This window comes from Streptomyces typhae, from assembly GCF_009755605.1.
GTDB lineage: Bacteria > Actinomycetota > Actinomycetes > Streptomycetales > Streptomycetaceae > Streptomyces > Streptomyces typhae.
In genome coordinates this window covers 22,260-38,380 of record NZ_WPNZ01000035.1, presented here as the reverse complement: position 1 = coordinate 38,380, position 16,121 = coordinate 22,260, and the positions used below count along the sequence as shown (strand labels likewise).

At 70.3% G+C, this 16,121-nt stretch carries 11 protein-coding genes; 8 read left to right on the top strand and 3 right to left on the bottom strand.

The annotated features are described in order from the left end of the window. Positions 1 to 16: 16 nt before the first annotated feature. The 3 genes from GPA10_RS39140 to GPA10_RS39130 form a co-directional block, all read right to left on the bottom strand. Positions 17 to 484, bottom strand: coding sequence for a hypothetical protein (locus tag GPA10_RS39140; protein ID WP_157169579.1), 468 nt, complete (start codon positions 482 to 484; stop codon positions 17 to 19). Positions 485 to 1,192: 708 nt separating this feature from the next. Next, complete coding sequence (locus GPA10_RS39135) at positions 1,193 to 4,375, bottom strand: AAA family ATPase (RefSeq protein WP_157169578.1); 3,183 nt, start codon at positions 4,373 to 4,375, stop codon at positions 1,193 to 1,195. Further along, positions 4,372 to 5,655, bottom strand: a complete 1,284-nt coding sequence (locus GPA10_RS39130) for a metallophosphoesterase family protein (protein ID WP_058846743.1) — start codon at positions 5,653 to 5,655, stop codon at positions 4,372 to 4,374. Before GPA10_RS39130 ends, GPA10_RS39135 begins: the two co-directional genes overlap by 4 nt. Positions 5,656 to 5,789: 134 nt before the next feature. Between GPA10_RS39130 and GPA10_RS39125 the strand changes: the two genes are divergently transcribed. The 8 genes from GPA10_RS39125 (at position 5,790) to GPA10_RS39090 (ending at position 16,105) form a co-directional block, all read left to right on the top strand. Then, positions 5,790 to 6,650 carry a hypothetical protein gene (locus GPA10_RS39125; RefSeq protein WP_058846785.1) on the top strand — a complete coding sequence of 287 codons (861 nt, stop codon included), beginning with the start codon at positions 5,790 to 5,792 and terminating at the stop codon, positions 6,648 to 6,650. A gap of 32 nt (positions 6,651 to 6,682) precedes the next feature. Continuing rightward, entirely contained in the window at positions 6,683 to 7,816 is a 1,134-nt protein-coding gene (locus tag GPA10_RS39120; RefSeq protein WP_058846744.1) for a hypothetical protein, read from the top strand. Continuing rightward, positions 7,813 to 9,321 carry a hypothetical protein gene (locus GPA10_RS39115; protein ID WP_058846745.1) on the top strand — a complete coding sequence of 503 codons (1,509 nt, stop codon included), beginning with the start codon at positions 7,813 to 7,815 and terminating at the stop codon, positions 9,319 to 9,321. Before GPA10_RS39120 ends, GPA10_RS39115 begins: the two co-directional genes overlap by 4 nt. Next, entirely contained in the window at positions 9,318 to 10,643 is a 1,326-nt protein-coding gene (locus tag GPA10_RS39110) for an AAA domain-containing protein (protein WP_058846746.1), read from the top strand. Before GPA10_RS39115 ends, GPA10_RS39110 begins: the two co-directional genes overlap by 4 nt. A gap of 531 nt (positions 10,644 to 11,174) precedes the next feature. Then, positions 11,175 to 12,461, top strand: coding sequence for an AAA family ATPase (locus tag GPA10_RS39105; RefSeq protein ID WP_343041819.1), 1,287 nt, complete (start codon positions 11,175 to 11,177; stop codon positions 12,459 to 12,461). A 166-nt stretch (positions 12,462 to 12,627) separates the two neighbouring features. Continuing rightward, the gene (locus GPA10_RS39100) at positions 12,628 to 14,241 is read left to right on the top strand and encodes a Mu transposase C-terminal domain-containing protein (RefSeq protein ID WP_425505890.1); all 1,614 of its coding nucleotides are present in this window, start codon (positions 12,628 to 12,630) and stop codon (positions 14,239 to 14,241) included. After that, entirely contained in the window at positions 14,238 to 14,981 is a 744-nt protein-coding gene (locus tag GPA10_RS39095; protein WP_063803487.1) for an AAA family ATPase, read from the top strand. The genes GPA10_RS39100 and GPA10_RS39095 overlap by 4 nt, the downstream gene beginning before the upstream one ends. Positions 14,982 to 14,992: 11 nt before the next feature. After that, on the top strand, positions 14,993 to 16,105 hold the full coding sequence (locus tag GPA10_RS39090; RefSeq protein ID WP_157169577.1) for a hypothetical protein: 1,113 nt from the start codon (positions 14,993 to 14,995) through the stop codon (positions 16,103 to 16,105). Positions 16,106 to 16,121: the final 16 nt, after the last annotated feature.

The following is a 16,121-nucleotide window of genomic DNA, read 5'->3' as shown; positions in this document are numbered from 1 at the left end:
AGGCAGCCGACGCCGGTCAGACAGATCGGGTGTCCTTAGCCAGTTCCGCACCTTCAGCGTTCACTACGTACTCCAGGAATGCCATATAAGTTTCGCGCTCTTCCTGTGTTCCGTACAAGGCTAGCAAGCCACGCGCGTACTCCAGCTTCGGGCCTATCTCTTGGCCCCGTGGGTGAGCATGTGACCACAGTTCGAGATTCCCGGACCGGAGTCGCCCTCGTTCGTCCATCACTAGCGGTCCGTCGGTGCGGTTGTCGTGCCTGACCCCGTTGACATGGTGCACCTGCTCGGTCGGGAGTAGGGGGCGGCCGAGGATTTTTTCGATTTCAATGCGGTGCTCTCCTTTAGGGGAATTTCCGAAACCCTGTGAGATCATCCGGTAGCCGTCGGGGTTGAGAGAACCACGTGCTTCCTCCCGCTTAGCCGCCAGCGCGCATTCGCGGGAGCAGTAGATGGTTGCGAGCGAACTCTTCCGCTTTGTCACCTTGCCGCACCGTTTGCAGACACATTCAACTTGGCGGCTCGCACTTTTGCACTTGGTTGAGCAAAAACGCCGCACACCTACCAGCGACGGACTCAGGTAACGTTCCTTACCGCACTCCTCGCAGGGAACCACTGCGCCTTGGCGGGTGCTGCCGGACTTATTTCGACACACAATGCCGCAGTAGACGACCCCTGAGGCAGGGATTCTCGTCGGGTTTCGCTGGAATGTCGTTCCGCACCGCGAGCAAACTACGTCGGCCATTCGTGTGGCCGACTTCTGGCATGTTCGTGAGCAGTAGGCGAGTCGACCGGATTCGACGGCTGTGTACTGCGCGTAGGTGCCTTTGAAATCTGAGCCGCATGCAGGGCAGGTGAGCGGTTGACGGGGGCGGCGTGGTGCTCGGCGCTTGGGTTCTGCAGGGCGCGCGGCCAGGATTTCTCGATAGTGGCGGTAACACAGATCCCGGTAGTAGACGGTTCGTGGACACTCGTGGTGCAAGCAGGCAGGCTCGCTCATGTGAATCCCTCTAATCACGTTAGGTTGATGACCCCGGGATTGTGGCCACAACCTCCAGAATCATCTTTGTCACCAGAGCTCTACATGGGATTCAGTAACATGTATTGAAGGGATTACGCCAGGTAGGCTCAGGTGTCGATCTCAAATGGCGCCTCAGGTACCATTCATTCGGTGTATGAAATATGACGAGGGTCATGCCGGGTCCGTCAGGTTGTACAGGTCGTCGCGGACGAGGGAGTCGCGCTCGGCCGCGGTAAGCCAGCGGGCCCGGGAGCCGCGGTGATCCTTCTCCACCCATAGGACGTCGTTGACAGTCTCGGCGACGGGGCGCAGGTGGCTGATGACGGCGAGCAGCTTGTCGGGGCCGACCTGGGTGCGCAGGACCTGCAGGGCGCTGTCGAGGGCGGCGGTGTCCAGGGTGCCGAAGCCTTCGTCGAGGAAGAGGCTCTCCAGACGGGTGCCGCTGCGGCTGTGCATTTCCATCAGGGCGAGGGATAGGGCGAGGGAAGCCTGGAAGGTCTCGCCGCCGGAGAGGGTGCGCGAGCTGCGGCGGTTGTGGCTTCCGAGGTTGACGATGTCGAAGTTGTCGGCGAAGCCCAGCCGTCCTCCGGACAACTGCTGCAGCAGCTCACTGCCGTGTGCGAGCAGCGCGCGGGTCCGCAGGTCGGTGAGGTGACCGGGGAACTTTCCGTCCGTTAGGTGCGCGGCCACGGTCTGCCATGCGGCCTTCTGGCGCTGTCCGGCGTCGATCGCCGTCATGAGGCGGTCCTTATGCGGGATCTGGGACAGGGCGTCCTGCTCTTCCCGCAGCGCGCGGGCGGCCTCGCTGCGGAGGGTTCCGGCCTGGCTGGTCAGGCTGTCCAGCAACTCGGGGCCCAGGGGGTCCGTGCCGGGGGCGATCAGCGCGGCGGCGATGCAGGGGTAGGTGGCGGCCAGTGCGTCGGCGTGCACGGCAAGCTGGGCGGCCAGGTCTGCCATGGCCGCCCGCGCGACGGTTTCGTGCTCGTCGAGGGATGCCAGCAGCCGCGTGGTGAACGTTTCAAGGGCGGCGGCGTACTCCTGGGTGGTTGTTGCATCACCGGTTCCGTGAGGGCGGGTGAGTGCCGGGCGCTGTCCTTCCTCGATCAGCTCGGCTGCGCTGCGCGCGCTGTCTGCCCACCGGTGTAGTCCGGCCTCCAGACGGTGCAGGGGTTCGGTGACCTCACAGCGTCTACGCTCGGCCAGCTTCTCCCGCTCGGCCAGCAGTGATTGCAGCAGCGTGCGCAGTTCCGCGTGCCGTTCGGCCAGTTCCTCGTGACGGTCCTGCTCCTGCCGGACGGCCTGGGTGGCGGCCTCCAGATCATGCGCTGTCGGGAGGTCGGGTTGCTGGGGCAGATGCGCGCGGATCGGCCCGGGCAGAGAGGACAGGCTCGCCAGGACACTGAGCCGCCTTTCTGCCAGATGGTGCTGGGCCTGCTGTGCTTGCGTGCGGCTCCGGTCCGCCGCGCGGGTGTCCGCCGTCAGCGAGGCCCGCTTGGCGGCCAGGGCGGTCTCTGCCTGCGTTAGCTCGGCTCGGCCGGCGACGACTGTCTCCTGCAGTTGCGTGACCCGGTCGCGGGGCTCGCCGAGCAGAGCGTGCAGCGCCGCCTCCCGGTGGTCCGGCGGTGTGGCGGGGTCGGCGAGGGCAAAGAACGCGGCCGCGGCGGTGTCCTCCACCTCCTTGGCATACGTCGCCGACTGGGGATGAGCCGTCTGGGCCGCCAGCCGCAGGGCGTGTGCGTGAAGCGGGGGCAGGGCTGCCTGCAGCCGGTCGGTGGCCTGCTGCACCTTGCGCCGCTGCTCGCTCAGGGCCGCTCGGAGCAGTTCGACTTCGTGGGTGTGACGGGTGTGCTCCCGCTCGGCGGCCGTCAGCGCGGCCATGGCTGCCTCTACCGCCGTCTCGGCTCGCGCGAGGGTATCGGCGTCCTGTGGCTGCGGTGGCCGGTAATCGCCGGGAAGCGGCTGCACACAGACAGGGCAGCCGTCTCCGGCGACCAGGCCGCTGCCCGCCGCGTGCGCGGCCTCCCTGCGCCGAGTGTCCTCCAGCATGCCCTGGGCACGACGTAGTTCGGTCCGCGCCGCGTCCAGCGTGTCGGCCGGGGGTGCCTGCAGCAGCGCGGTGAGCTTGTGGTCGGTGGTGGCCTGGGCGGCCCGCTGCTGGGCCAGTGCGCCGGCTGCCTCGACGCCGGCGCGGACGGCGTCCGTCAGCATCTGCAGAGTCTCGCCGGCGTCGGCTGCCTCGTCCTCACCATCCCGTACGCGGCTGCGCAGGGCGTCGGCCCGCCGGTCCTCGTCGTCCAGGTCGGCGGCGCGCCGGGACAGTGCCTCCTCTTCGGTCTCGAGTTCGGTCAGGAGCCGGGTGTGCGCGCTCTCCTCTTGTTCGAGAGTGGTCAGCCGACGGGGCACGTCGCTGAGCACCTGGGCCGCCGCTGCCAGAACCGCGGCGGCCAGCCCCGCGGAGTCCGCCTCGTTCTGCTGGGAGGTGACCGTTTCGAGGTCGGCCTGGGCGGTGCTTTCGGCTGCGGCGATTTTGTCCTCTAGACGCTGCAGTTCAGCTTGAGCCTGTTGCACGCCTTCCGTGGTGCGGTGATAGTCGCTGATACGGCGCTCCTGGAGCGCGGCGGCGGCGCCCGCGCTGAGGCGGGCGTGCTGCTTGGCCCGGGCAGCCTCGGTGCGCAGCCGACGCAGCTGGGACCGGCGGTTGTCGAGGTCGGCAGCGACACCAAGGGCCTGGTCGTGGCGTTCGCGTGCGCTTACCGCTTGGGCCCGCGGATCTTCGTGCAGCCGGTCGTTCTCCCGCTCCGCCTGGTGCAGCAGCTCGTTGAGGTGCGAGGCCGCATCGAGCGCGAGCTGGCGGACTCGGTGGAGCTCTTCGACGCCGAAAATGGACTTCAGGATTCGGGTGCGCTCGGCGTCGTTGGCGTTGAGCAGTTCGCCGAAGCGGCCCTGCGGGATCAGAACGGACGAGTGGAAGGTGGCGTAGTCGATGCCGATGAGGCTACGGATGGCGTCGTCGACGGCGCGCACGCCGTCGATGTTCTTGTTGTCCGGGCCGGTCAGCCGTGCCTGGGTGGGGCGGGTCTCGTGGAAGACGCGATGCACCCTCCATTGACGGCCGTCCACGGCGAACGTCAGGTCGATCATCATCGTTGGGGAGTCGTCGGCCCGCAGCTGAGCCGCGCGGTCGGTCCAGGAGCATCTGCCGTACAGGCCGGCGGTGATGGCCTCCAGGAGGCTTGTCTTGCCGGCGCCGGTGTCGCCGAGAATGCCGACGAGGCTCTTGCCGGTGAAGTCGAGCGGGCCGCAGGTGCCGGGATAGCTGCGCAGGCCCGAGAAGGTCAGGCTGACGATCTTCATGCCGTCTCCGTTCGGCTGCCGGCGGTGCCGGTCCAGGGGGTGGCGAGGGCCTCGGTGAGGAGTTGCTCGGCGGGGGAGGCGGGCAGCGTGGACTCCGGCGCGGCGAGGAGGTCGGCGAAGGCGGCCACCACCTCGTCGGCGCTCTGCCCAGGGGTGCCGCGGTCGGCGAGGTAGCTGCCGAACGTCGCGGTGAGGTCCACGGTGCCGTCCTCGGACGCGTCAGCACTGGTGAGGGCGCTGATGCGGGTGGCTGCGCAGTCCTCCTCGATGCTCACCACGATTGCCTGGGGCACCAGCGCGGCGACCTTGTCCCCCAGCCGGAGGACGGGCTCGTCGCTGCGAATGACGGCCTTGAGGTAGACGCCGCTGTACTGGTCCGCGTCGGCCCGCAGTTCCTCGAGGGTGCCGTGGAAATGGGCCAGGCGCCGTCCGGCGTGCAGGGTGTGCGGGGTGATGAGGGTGCGCCGGCCGGGCCCCGCTTCGACGACGGTGACGCTCTTGGTCTCCTCGCTCTCGCCGAAGTCCATCTGCAGGGGGCTGCCGGCGTAGCGGGCCGGCAGCCGGCCGGTCCCGACCGGCTGCTGCTTGTGGATGTGGCCCAGCGCGCAGTAGGCAACAGCCGGCAGGGCGGCGGGGTCGGTGGCGTAGGGCTCGCGCGCCTCCCACATGCGTTCGCTCTGCGCGGGGACGGCGCTGGCCACGTACTGGTGGGCGGTGAACAGCAGCACGTCCCGGTCCGGGGCGTAGCCGTCGCGCAGCCGGGCGAGCAGGCCGTCCTGCAGGGTGCGCAGGCCAGCCGCGTAGGCCCCCTCGGTGGTCCCGAAGTTGGGGAAGAGATGCAGGTAGCGGTTGGGGTGCACGTAGGGGAGGGCAGCAAGGCGGATCCGCTCGCGTCCGTCGCGGCTGGCGAAGTCGAGCACCGTCCCAGGGTCGCTGTCGCCACGGCTGTGCACGAAGCACAGACGATCCTGGCCGGCGTCCGGCCGCAGGGTGCAGACGTAGCTCAGCAGGTCGAACAACTCGGGGGAGTCGTGGTTGCCGCCCAGGACCACGGTGGGGGCGATGCTGGCGAGGCCATTGAGGCAGCGCAGCGCGCGCAGGACGTCCTTGTGCGCGGGCCGGTAGGAGTCGAACAGGTCACCGCTGTGCACAATCAGGTCCGGCTGCACGTCCTCCGCTATGGCCGTGATCTCGGCCAGGACAGCGTCGAACTCGGCGTCCCGGGAGCGGCGCTGCAGCGTGCGGCCCAGGTGCCAGTCGGATGTGTGCAGGGCTTTCATGGACGGCTCTCCTCGGTGCAGGCAGGACTGTCCGACGCTCCCGCACCAGCGGGAGTTGACGAAGTGACAGAAACTCTACAACAGCAATCACAGGAGAAACCTGGAAAACACTGGAATGCGGTAAGGTGGCCGCCATGCAGGAGCATCTGGACGCACTCGAAGAACGCATGCAACAGCTGCAGCAGGCCATGCGGAGCGCCCAACTGGCTCGTGACAGCGAGCAGGTCAGACAACTCCGCGCCGAACTGCGCCGCACCCAGCGCGCCTGGGACGCCCTGTTCGAGCAGGCCGAGGACACCGAGGAGACATCCGCTGACGACGGGACGCGCCGCACCCTGTCCGAGAACAAACCAGCGGGGCAGCCACCGGTCGTGCTGCCCGCGCGCGAGCAGGTCCACCAGGTCCTGACGCTGCTCGCCGTGCCCGCCGCTCCCAAGCTCATCAGCACCGTTCACGAAGCCTTCTTCGCTGGTGCCCTGGCGCCCTCTCGGCTGACCAGCCTGCGCCGCGACGAGGAACGCTCCTACCGCTCCGCACCCGGCGCCCGCCCCTACTACCTGTGCCCGGCCCTCACTTCCGATCTGCTCTCACCCGCCCGCGGCCTGCTCACAGTCAGCACCTGGCCCCTGGAACAGCGCATTGTGGGACCGCTCAGCGCCCGCGTCCACTTCCTCACAGGCGCGCTGAACATCGCCGACGCCGCAGATCGCGTCAGCGGCGGCACCCTGCCGTTGCCCGCCCGCCACCTCCTGCTGCACTACGCACGCAACATCCCCGGCGCCCAGCCCCCTGCACCACACCCGACCGAAGCCGGCCTCCCCATCGACCTCACGCTGCTGCGCCGTGCCGCCCAGGATGAACTCGCCCTGCACGCCACCAGCGATAGCACTACCCGCACCCAGGCCGCCGCCCGCGCCCGCCGCCAGCTCGACAATGCCGGCCTGCTATTCGGCGGCTCCTTCCAGTCCGCCCGCCGACTGCGCTCCGTCCCCTGATCACCACCTCACCCATCCCGCAAGGAAGATCCGTGAGTCTGCTCAACGACCGGCTCGACGCACTGCGCGGCCCCGCCCCCGCCAAGGGGCACGACGCCCGCACCCTCGCGGCCCTCACCACCAACCCCGGCTGCGCCCGCCGGGCCCTGATGGACGCCGCCGGCGTCGACAAGGACGCGATCGCCGTCCACCTGGGCAAGCCTCGCCCGCTCGCCAAGTCCTCCATCGCCCTGCGCAACGGGGCCGTCTTCGAGCAAAAAGTGAAAGCCGATGGCGGCGCCGAACTCCTGCGCCTGCTGCGCGATGTCCTCGGCCTGCCCCTGCACGAGGCGGCCCACACCGACCTCGCCGCCGTCGGCAGCCAGGACGCCTCTCTGCCAGTCCGCCATGCCTACACCCGCACCGCCGTCCTGGAAGCGGCGCGCTCCCCCCGCTCCGTGCGCACGCTGCTGGACCACCCCATCCTGCAGCTCACGGTCGCCGGCCATCCCGTCTACCTGGAACCCGACGTGGTCGCCTTCCAGGTCGACGGTGTCTTCCACATCATCGAGATCAAGTCCTTTGCCGTCCTCGACGGCCGCGCCGACCCGGCGAAGGTGGCCGCCGCCGTCACCCAGGCCGCCGCCTACGTCATCGCGCTGCGCGAACTCTTCGAATCGGAGGGCCTCGACGGGGACAACGTCTCCCACGACATCATCCTCATCACCCCACGCAACTTCAGCCGCAACCCCACCGCCAGCATCGTCGACGCACGCAAGAAGATCGCCGCCCTCACCCGCCAGCTCAACCGGCTCACCCGCATCGGACCCCTGCTCGACGCGCTGCCGCCCCACACGACCTTCGACCTTGCCCTCGACCGGGGCGAACGGCCCACCCGCGACGCCAAGGACCTCACCGCGGCCCTGCAGACCGCCCCCGCCCGCTACACCCCCACCTGCCGCCATTTCTGCGACCTGGCCTACGTCTGCCGCAGCGAAGCCCGCGACGAAGGACTGATCGACGTCCTGGGCAGTGACATCCGCGACGACCTCGGCGGCGTCGATCACATCAGCACCGCCCTGCGCCTGGCCGACGACACCCGCCGCCCCGCCCCAGACCAAGTCGACCTGGCCGCCGCCCTCCGGCACGCCCACGCCGTACGCACCCACCTGCGGGAGTCCGCATGAGCCGCCTGTCCACCCTGCTGCGCCTGGAGGCAGCCGAGACCCAAACAGCCCAGGACGCCAGCCTCGTCAGCCACTTCCACCTCACCGAGCGGCCCCTACTCTTCCTCCCACTCAACCACTCCGGCACCGAAGCGACCCCGCTGGCTGTCATGCTCGGCACCGAACCGGCCCGCCCGCACCTCCTCGTCACCCCGCCCCACGGCCGGCCCACCACACTCCTGCAAGAGCTGGCCGACCATGTCCTCACCTACATCGACAGCTTCCGCAACACCGAACGCCTGCTCGCGAAAAGCAGAAAGCCCGCCCGCGAACGGCACACCCACGCCCCTCAGCTCTTGGTCGCCAACCGCAAGTCGATCACTTACGTCGAGCGGCTGGGCCGCGCCCTGCGCTTCACCGAGCCGCCTGAGGACAGCGACCCAGCCCACAGCGTCGGCCGCCTCGGACAGTGGCTCACCTTCTTCGCCGACCACGCCGAGCACCCCGGAAGCGCCTTCCTGCTCGCCCTGACCGACCTGCTGGCCACCCGCTGGATCACCGGCCAGAGCCGCCTGGAGGACGAACACCTTGCTGCCCTCCTCGCCTGGATCGACCCCCCGCCCGGCACCACGGGCCTGCATGCCGCCCTCGAGACCGAAAACCCCCAGCTCCCCGGCCCCGACGGCCGGCTGCACCGGCCCGCCGGCCCCGCCACCGACCCCTCCTTCGACAGCCTCGAACTCGACCCCCTGCTCACGGCCTACGACATCGCCGCCGCAGAGGGCAACACCGCCGCCATAGCCCGCCACACCGACCGCCTGAACGACCTCCTCCACACCTACCTCCGCCCCACCTGGGACGACGCCTGGCGCGCCCTCGGCCTGCTGCGCACTCTGCCCGAGATACCCGACGCCCAACGCCGCTGGGCCGCCGACCGCGACCGCTTCACCGCCTACCGCACCTACCTCACCACCGACGGTCGTCCCCAGCCCATCAAGGACGACGCCGTCTCCGCCGCCCGCCGTCTCGCCCGCCTGGAGCTGGCCCAGGCCGCCTTCGACGCCCACCGCGCCCTGGAAGACCCCTTCTTCATGGCCGAGCGACGCACCACCGGAGAAGCCCTCGCCGGCACCGTCACCGACGTCGACGCTCGCCACACCATCCCCGGAGCCAGGGGCCCCCGGCTGCGCCCCCGCCTGACCCTGCACACCACCGACCCGGTGCGCCTGGACCTCGGCCACTTGCTCGCCGGCCCTCACAACCCCCGCGTCCACCTGGCCGTTCGCGCCATCACCCCACGCGGGCAGGGCACTGACCTCCTGCTGGAGGTGACCACGCTGACCGGCACGGTGAACAAGCCCCGAAGCGACTCTGTCCCCGCTGTCGGGGACCAGCTTGAACTCACCTTCGCCCCCGAGTTCTTTAGCCGACCCGCCTTCCCAAGCCGCGAGAACACCCCCTGGACCCACGGCGGCCCCCAGCACAACCACCCCGCCGCCGCATTGGAAGAGACCGAGAAGCCTTGACCACGACCCCGCCCGCCGACCTGGCCAATGCGGCCGTCGCCGACATCCTCACCGCCCTCACCGGCGGGACCACCCAGCCCCTCGTCGTCGACTCGCCCCCGGGCGCTGGGAAATCGACCCTCGTTGTCCGGGCCGCCCGCACCCTCGCCGCCGCCGGCGAACGATGCATCATCGTTGCCCAGACCAACCACCAGGTCGACGACCTTCTCATCCGCCTCGCCGACCCCACAGCCTCCCGACTGCGCCTGGGACGCCTCACCGGAGGCACCTACGAGGTCCCTGAACACGTTCTGGCCCTGCCCAACACCATCATCAGCACGGACATCAAAGACGTCCTCACCTGCGACGTGATCATCGCCACCGCCATGAAATGGGCGTACGTCGACAGCGCCTACTGGCAGTGGGCCATCATCGACGAGGCCTACCAGATGCGCTCCGACGCCCTCCTGCTGATCGCCAAGCTCTTCGACCGCGCCCTTCTCGTGGGCGACCCCGGGCAGCTCGACCCGTTCTCCATCATCAGCACCCCCCGGTGGATCGGCCTGCCCCACGACCCACTCAACAATGCGGTCACCGTTCTGACGAACTACAACGACGCAGTCGTCCGCACCCTGCCCGTCTCCTGGCGCCTTCCGCCCTCAGCGGCCGACATCGTCTCCCGGGCGTTCTACCCCTTCACGCCGTTCCAGCCGGGAACGGCCCCCGCCACCCGTACCCTCACCTTCACCACCCAAGGGCTGCACGACCGCTGCGACGCCACCGTCGAGGAAGCCGCCCGCACCGGCTGGGCCCTGCACGAACTCCCGCCCCGGCACACCGCACGCATCGACGCCGAAGCCGCCCACGCCACGGTCGCCCTGGCCGCCCGCCTGCTGACCCGCGGCGCCGAAGCCGTTTGCGAGAACCATCCCGACGGCCGCCGCCTGCAGCCCGCCGACATCGCCATTGGTACCGCCCACCGCGAACAGGCCCGCCACATCCAGCACCTTCTGAACCACAACCCCCACACCCGGGGCGTACGCGCCGACACCGCCAACCGCCTGCAGGGCCGTGAATTCGCCGTCACGATCGTTCTACACCCGCTGTCCGGCCGCCGTGACGCCTCCGCCTTCCACCTCGAAGCCGGCCGCCTGTGCGTGCTCGCCTCACGTCACCGGCACGCCTGCATCATGGTCGCCCGCGCCGGCATCACCGACCTCCTGGACCGCCACCCCTCCAACGACCCCGTCCACCTCGGTGTCCCCGCCAAATTCCCAGACGGCTGGGAAGCCCACCAGCACATCCTCGACCACCTCGCCTACCACCGCGTCCCCGCCCCCTGACCGCCGAGTCCCTGGAAGCCGCCCACGCCCATGGCCCTTTCTGAGCTGACGCTCCGCCCCAACCAGAACGACGCGGTCGCTGCCGCCACTGCGCCGGGCATGCCTCCCGTGTCAGCGCCGTGCCGAGACTCCGCTGGCGGCAGATAAAGGGGCTCGCCGGTCAGTTGGGACCTGGCCGGGATATGCGGTGAGGCCGCTTGTGTCGGTGCCGGGCTCTAGAGCCTGTCTGACAAATGATCACCCGGCCGTTTCGCGGAGCCAGAGAATCAGGGAGGCTAGGTGCGATGTGCCGGGTTGGCGTCAGTGGGTGGGTGTCAGTGACGGCACATCAGAGCTGGGTGTTTCCGCTGGTGGGGCGTTGAGGAAGGGCGTGGTCACTGTCGTGGGGCGGTTTCTGTAGCGGTGCGGCTGTCATGGGGCGGTACACCCCTCTCCGCTCCACTGTCTTGAGAACGGCACTTCTGATCCTTCCGAGGACTGCGCGGCGGCACGGTGGTCGGTGACGGTTTTGCGCGGGCGGAGGGGTGTGGGGTGGGGGAGCCGGGCGCATGGGGTGAGGTCACGGCGGGGCTGCTGAGGGTGTCCAGGCCGGTGGTGGTTGCGCGGCTGCTGGAGCTCGATGCGGCCGGGGCGTTGACGACGGCGCACGTGCGTGCGGGCGCCCAGGTCAGCGGGGTAAATGCGCGCACGGTGTGGCGCTGGCTGGAGGCGGCGCGGACCGAGGGCCGCATGGAGCGCAGGCCGCGGGCCCGGCTGGAGCTGTCCGACCAGGCGTGGGAGGTGCTGGCGCAGGCGGGCGGGAACGTGGCGGCGCTCCACCGGCATATGAAGGAGGCCGGGGGCGAGGTGCCCTCGCTGGCGTCGTTGCACCGGGTGGTGCGCCGGGACCTGCAGGCCGGCAGGGTCCTGCCGGACCGCGCGGTGGTGCGGCGGGAGCGGGATGAGCAGCAAACGTGGCAGGCACTGGCTGACCTCGCCCTGGCCGGACCGCGTGAGGCAGGCGCGGCGAAAGTGGCTGCGCGCCGGCTGCCGCGTCTCGTACCAGAAGCGACCAGCGGCTTGCCGGTGGGGGAGAGCGGTGCGCTGGCGGGTGTGGCGTTGCCGGCGGGCGCGCAGTTGGTGCGGACGTCGTCGGTGCGGTCGGTGGCCGAGGCGGTAGGTCAGGCGATGGCGGTTCAGGGCGCGGTGTGTGTGTTCGGCGATCCGGGCCGGGGCAAGACCGCGGCCGTGCGGATGGCGCTTGGCGAAGTGCCTCCGGGCTGGAAGGTGACGTGGGTGCCGGTACCGGTGCGCCCGTCGGTGGCCGGCATGAGACATGCGGTGTTCGACGCTCTGGAGCTGGCGGGCCGTTTCCCGCACACGTCGGCGCTGGCCGACGCCGCGGTGGCGGGGGCTTTGGGTGAGGCGCGGGTGCTGGTGGTCGATGAGGCGCAGCGCCTGCCCGTGCCGTGTCTGGAGTACCTGCAGAGCCTGTGGGATCACCCCGGCACCCGCATCACGCTGGTGCTGGTCGGGGCGGGCAGTGAGCGGGCGCTGTCCCGGCTGCCGCAGCTGGCATCGCGTATCGGCGCGTGGCAGGAGGTTCCACGCTTGACCGGAGCGGAAGTGGCGGCCGTGGTGACCGGCTTCCATCCGCTGTGGCGCACCGCCCCTTCCCCGGATCTGACGTGGATCGACCGGTCGTGCGCGCACGGCACGTTCCGCACGTGGGCCGCTTTGACCGCGCACCTGCAGAACGCGCTGCTCACCGCCGCTGATGCATCCATCGACCGGGCTTTGCTGAGGCGGCTGTTCCAGCGGGTCGCGCCGCCACTGTGAACGGAGCACTCCTGCAAGAGACGGGAGGGCGATCGCATGCTCCCGGCCACCGGCAAGCACACGACGTCCCACCCGTGTGAGGGGAGCTGACATGAAGGACGGCGACGCCATCCGCCCAGACGGCGGACTGCCTGCGGCGTCGAGGACGGCGCTGCGCGGTCCGGCCGTGCGGCGGCTGCTCGCACTGCGGGCAGGGAAGAAGCTGACAGCAGTCCATGTACGGGTGGCCGCGGACGCGCTAGGAGTGTCGGAGCGCACGGTGTGGCGCTGGCTGGCCACCGCTCAGAGCGATGAGAGAGCGGCCGCTAACCCCGGCGCACGCTCCCGGGTCGATGCAAGGTTCACGGTCACGCCCGAGGTCCGTGGGCTGTTGGCGCTGTGGAAGGGGAACGTGCGGGCGGTCCACCGCGAACTGGTCCGGCGTGCTGCCAGGCAGTCTCTGCCTGCAGGCGCACCGTCGCTGACGACGCTGCACCGGGCGATCCGCCGTGATCTGGCGCCGGGGGAGCGGGCTGGACTTGCGGGTGGGGAGCGGGCGGCGCGCAAGCACGACGTATTCCTGGCCCGGCCGCGGGGCTGGCGCAATCAGGTGTGGGAGACCGACCACATGCAGGCCCCGGTGCTGGTCGACGTTGAGGGCAGGGCCCGCAGGCCGTGGATCACGTGGTTCACCGACTGCGCGACGAACGCGGTCACCGGTGTCGCGGTCACGCCGGGGGATCCGTCGCGGGAGTCGGTGCTGGCCGCGCTGCGCTCCGCGGTCCTGCGTGAGGACCCTTACGGTCCGTTCGGCGGCGTGCCCGAGAAGGTACGGGTGGACCGTGGCAAGGACTTCCTGTCCCGGACGGTGACCGCCGCGTTCGATCTCCTTGACGTGACGGTGGAGGACCTGCCCGCCTACACCCCTCACCTCAAGGGCACGGTGGAGGGCCTGAACCGGGCGGTGGAGGGCATGTTCCTGGCCGCGCTGCCCGGCTACGCCCGCCAGCCGCGCCCCGGCAAACGGGCTTCCCGTCCGGAGGACGAAGTGCTGCTCGGCTTCGAGGACTTCACCACCCAGCTTCTGGCCCGGACGCTCTGGTGGAACACCGAGCACCGTCCCGCGCCGTTGCGGGGCAGGACTCCGCTTGAGGCGTGGCAGGACGATCCCACCCCGCTGCGGGACGTGCCGGCTGCGGATCTGTGGACGTTCACCCTGGAGGACGCCGGCACCCGCACTCTGACCACCCGCGGCATCCGCTTCAGGAAACGCGACTACGTGGGGCCGTGGATGACCGGCGAGACCGGGATCCAGGTCCGTATCCGCTTCATGCCTCACCACGACCACCGCATCGAGGTCTACCACGCGGCCACCGGCCGCTACCTGGGCCCCGCGGACCTGGCCGACCAGGCCACCGACGAACAGATCAGCGCCGTACGAAGGGCGCGGTCCGCTCGCGCACGCCGCCTGAAGAAGGACCTGGAGGCCTCGCAGCGCGAGCGCTACGCCGCCGTGAACCAGCCCGAGGCACCTCAGCGGCTCGGCGCGCTGACCACCGCGCAGGCCGAGGCCGAACTCGCCCAGACTGCCGACTCCGACCTCGCGCGGCTCGCGATGCTGGACCTCATCCCGCCCGCCGCGCCCCCGGCCGACTGGCGCACCCCGGCTTCCCTGGCCGCGCTGACCACGCCAGGCTCGCCCATCCGGTACCCGTCCGGCCGTGATGGCGCTTCCGCCCCGGACGGCCGCGACGGGCGGGCCGCACCTCCCACCACCGATGAAGACGGAGACGCCTCGTGACCGCGGCCACCTACCAGTACGTCGACCTGCCCGACGCCTCCGTGGTCACCACCCGCGCCCTGCTCACCGCCCGGGAGAACATCACCGACACCGTCGCCGCCCGCGCGATGATGTGCATCCACGGCGGCGCCGGCTTCGGCAAGACCCTCGCCGTCAACACCTGCCTGCGCGCACTCGAACCCGGCGAGGACGTCCGCAAGATCACCTTCCGGGCCCGGCCCACGGCCCGAGCGGTGCGCTACGAACTGTTCACCGCGCTCGACCTGGCCGGCGAGCCACCGCGCCACCCCAGCGAGTTCGACCGTCTGCTGAAGACGGCCCTGGCCGAACGCCCCCGTACCTTCCTCGTCGACGAGGCCCAGTGGCTCAACGGGGAGGCGTTCGAATACTTCCGCTACCTCTGGGACGAACCCTCAACCCAGCTCGCCATCGTTTTCGTCGGCGGCGCGGGCTGCCACACCGTGCTGCGCCGCGAACCGATGCTGTCCTCCCGCGTCTTCATCTGGCAGCAGTTCACCCGCCTCACACCCGACGAGGTCCTCGAGGTGATCCCGCTATTCCACCCGGTCTGGGCTGACGCCGACCCCGAGGACATCGCTTTCGCCGACAGCCACGCCGCGCACGGCAACTTCCGCGCCTGGGCCCAGCTGACCGCCCACACCCTTACCGCCCTGGCCCGTACGGGACGTGCCCGCGTCGACCAGAAACTGCTGCGCTGGGCCTTCAGCCGCCTCGCCTGACTACACCGTCCATGCCTCCTGTCCCGCCGCTGCCGTCCGTCACCGTGGTTCTCGACCGTCACGACGACGTGCTGCACACGCACACCGCTCTGGTCGCCCACCATCCGCCGTCCGGCCGGATCACCCTGCACCCCGGCCCGGGCACCACCAGCGAAACCGGCCTCGCCCACGACCTTCTCGTCGCCCTGGGTAAACCGCCCCTGCTCCCGGGCCGCTTTCCCGGCGGCCGCCAGCCCGCCTGGGAAGCCGCCACGGCCTGGCTGACCGCCCTGCCCGTCGCCAGGCTGACCGTCCTGCGCGCTCACCGCCTCACTGCCCGCCGCACGATGCGCCTTCTGCAGCTACAGGCCCGCACCGGTATCCACCTGACGCTGGTCTGCCACCGCCCTCACCTTCCCGCCGCTCTGCACCAGGCCCTGCGGACGGTCGACTACTCCGTCACCGCCGACTTCGAGGCTGCCCGCCGCCACTACTACGGCACGCCTATCGCCGAACCCCCGCCCTCAGACGAGCCCGCCGTGTCGGCCAGCCGGTGGCTCACCCTGCCGGCACTGGACCGCCTCGTCTCCTACGACAGCCCCCGCCCCTGCGCCGCCCCGTGCACGCCACCGCCGATCGCCTGGCGGCACCGCCCACCACCCGTGCCTCTCACCGCGCACACCGCTCAGCGAGTCGCCCAACGGCTGCACACGGCGACCGCACACCCTCGCCTGGCCGCGGCCCTCACCGCTGCTCTGTTCACCGGCGCCTCTCTTCAACAACTTGCCACCGCACGCCCCCGCGACTACGACGACGCCGCGGCCACGCTCGCCCTGCACGACCGCGTCCGCTACACCGACGGCTGCGCCGCCTACCCCGTACCGCCCTGGGCGGGCATCTTCCTGCGGGCGGCGGCGTGCTTCACCCGGTTCCTCGCCGGCGAGGACCAGGAGCTGCCCGCCGCGCCAGGTGACCGCGGGCACCTGCTACACATGGCAGTGACGGCCAGACTGCGCCCGCCTCAGCCGCCCACAGCCCGCCGCAAAGGCCCGGTCGGACGTGTGGAGTGGGACTGGCGTGAGCGGCAGGAAGCCGAGAGGTACGAAGCGATTTCGGCTGACCGTGCCAGGCCGTCGCGACGCTGATCACCCTGCAGTGCTC

Excerpts from the sequence above, each read along its gene's own strand:
- GPA10_RS39130 (WP_058846743.1), bottom strand. The coding sequence starts at position 5,655 with ATGAAAGCCCTGCACACATCCGACTGGCACCTGGGCCGCACGCTGCAG.
- GPA10_RS39125 (WP_058846785.1), top strand. The coding sequence starts at position 5,790 with ATGCAGGAGCATCTGGACGCACTCGAAGAACGCATGCAACAGCTGCAG.
- GPA10_RS39135 (WP_157169578.1), bottom strand. The coding sequence starts at position 4,375 with ATGAAGATCGTCAGCCTGACCTTCTCGGGCCTGCGCAGCTATCCCGGC.
- GPA10_RS39090 (WP_157169577.1), top strand. The coding sequence starts at position 14,993 with ATGCCTCCTGTCCCGCCGCTGCCGTCCGTCACCGTGGTTCTCGACCGT.
- GPA10_RS39115 (WP_058846745.1), top strand. The coding sequence starts at position 7,813 with ATGAGCCGCCTGTCCACCCTGCTGCGCCTGGAGGCAGCCGAGACCCAA.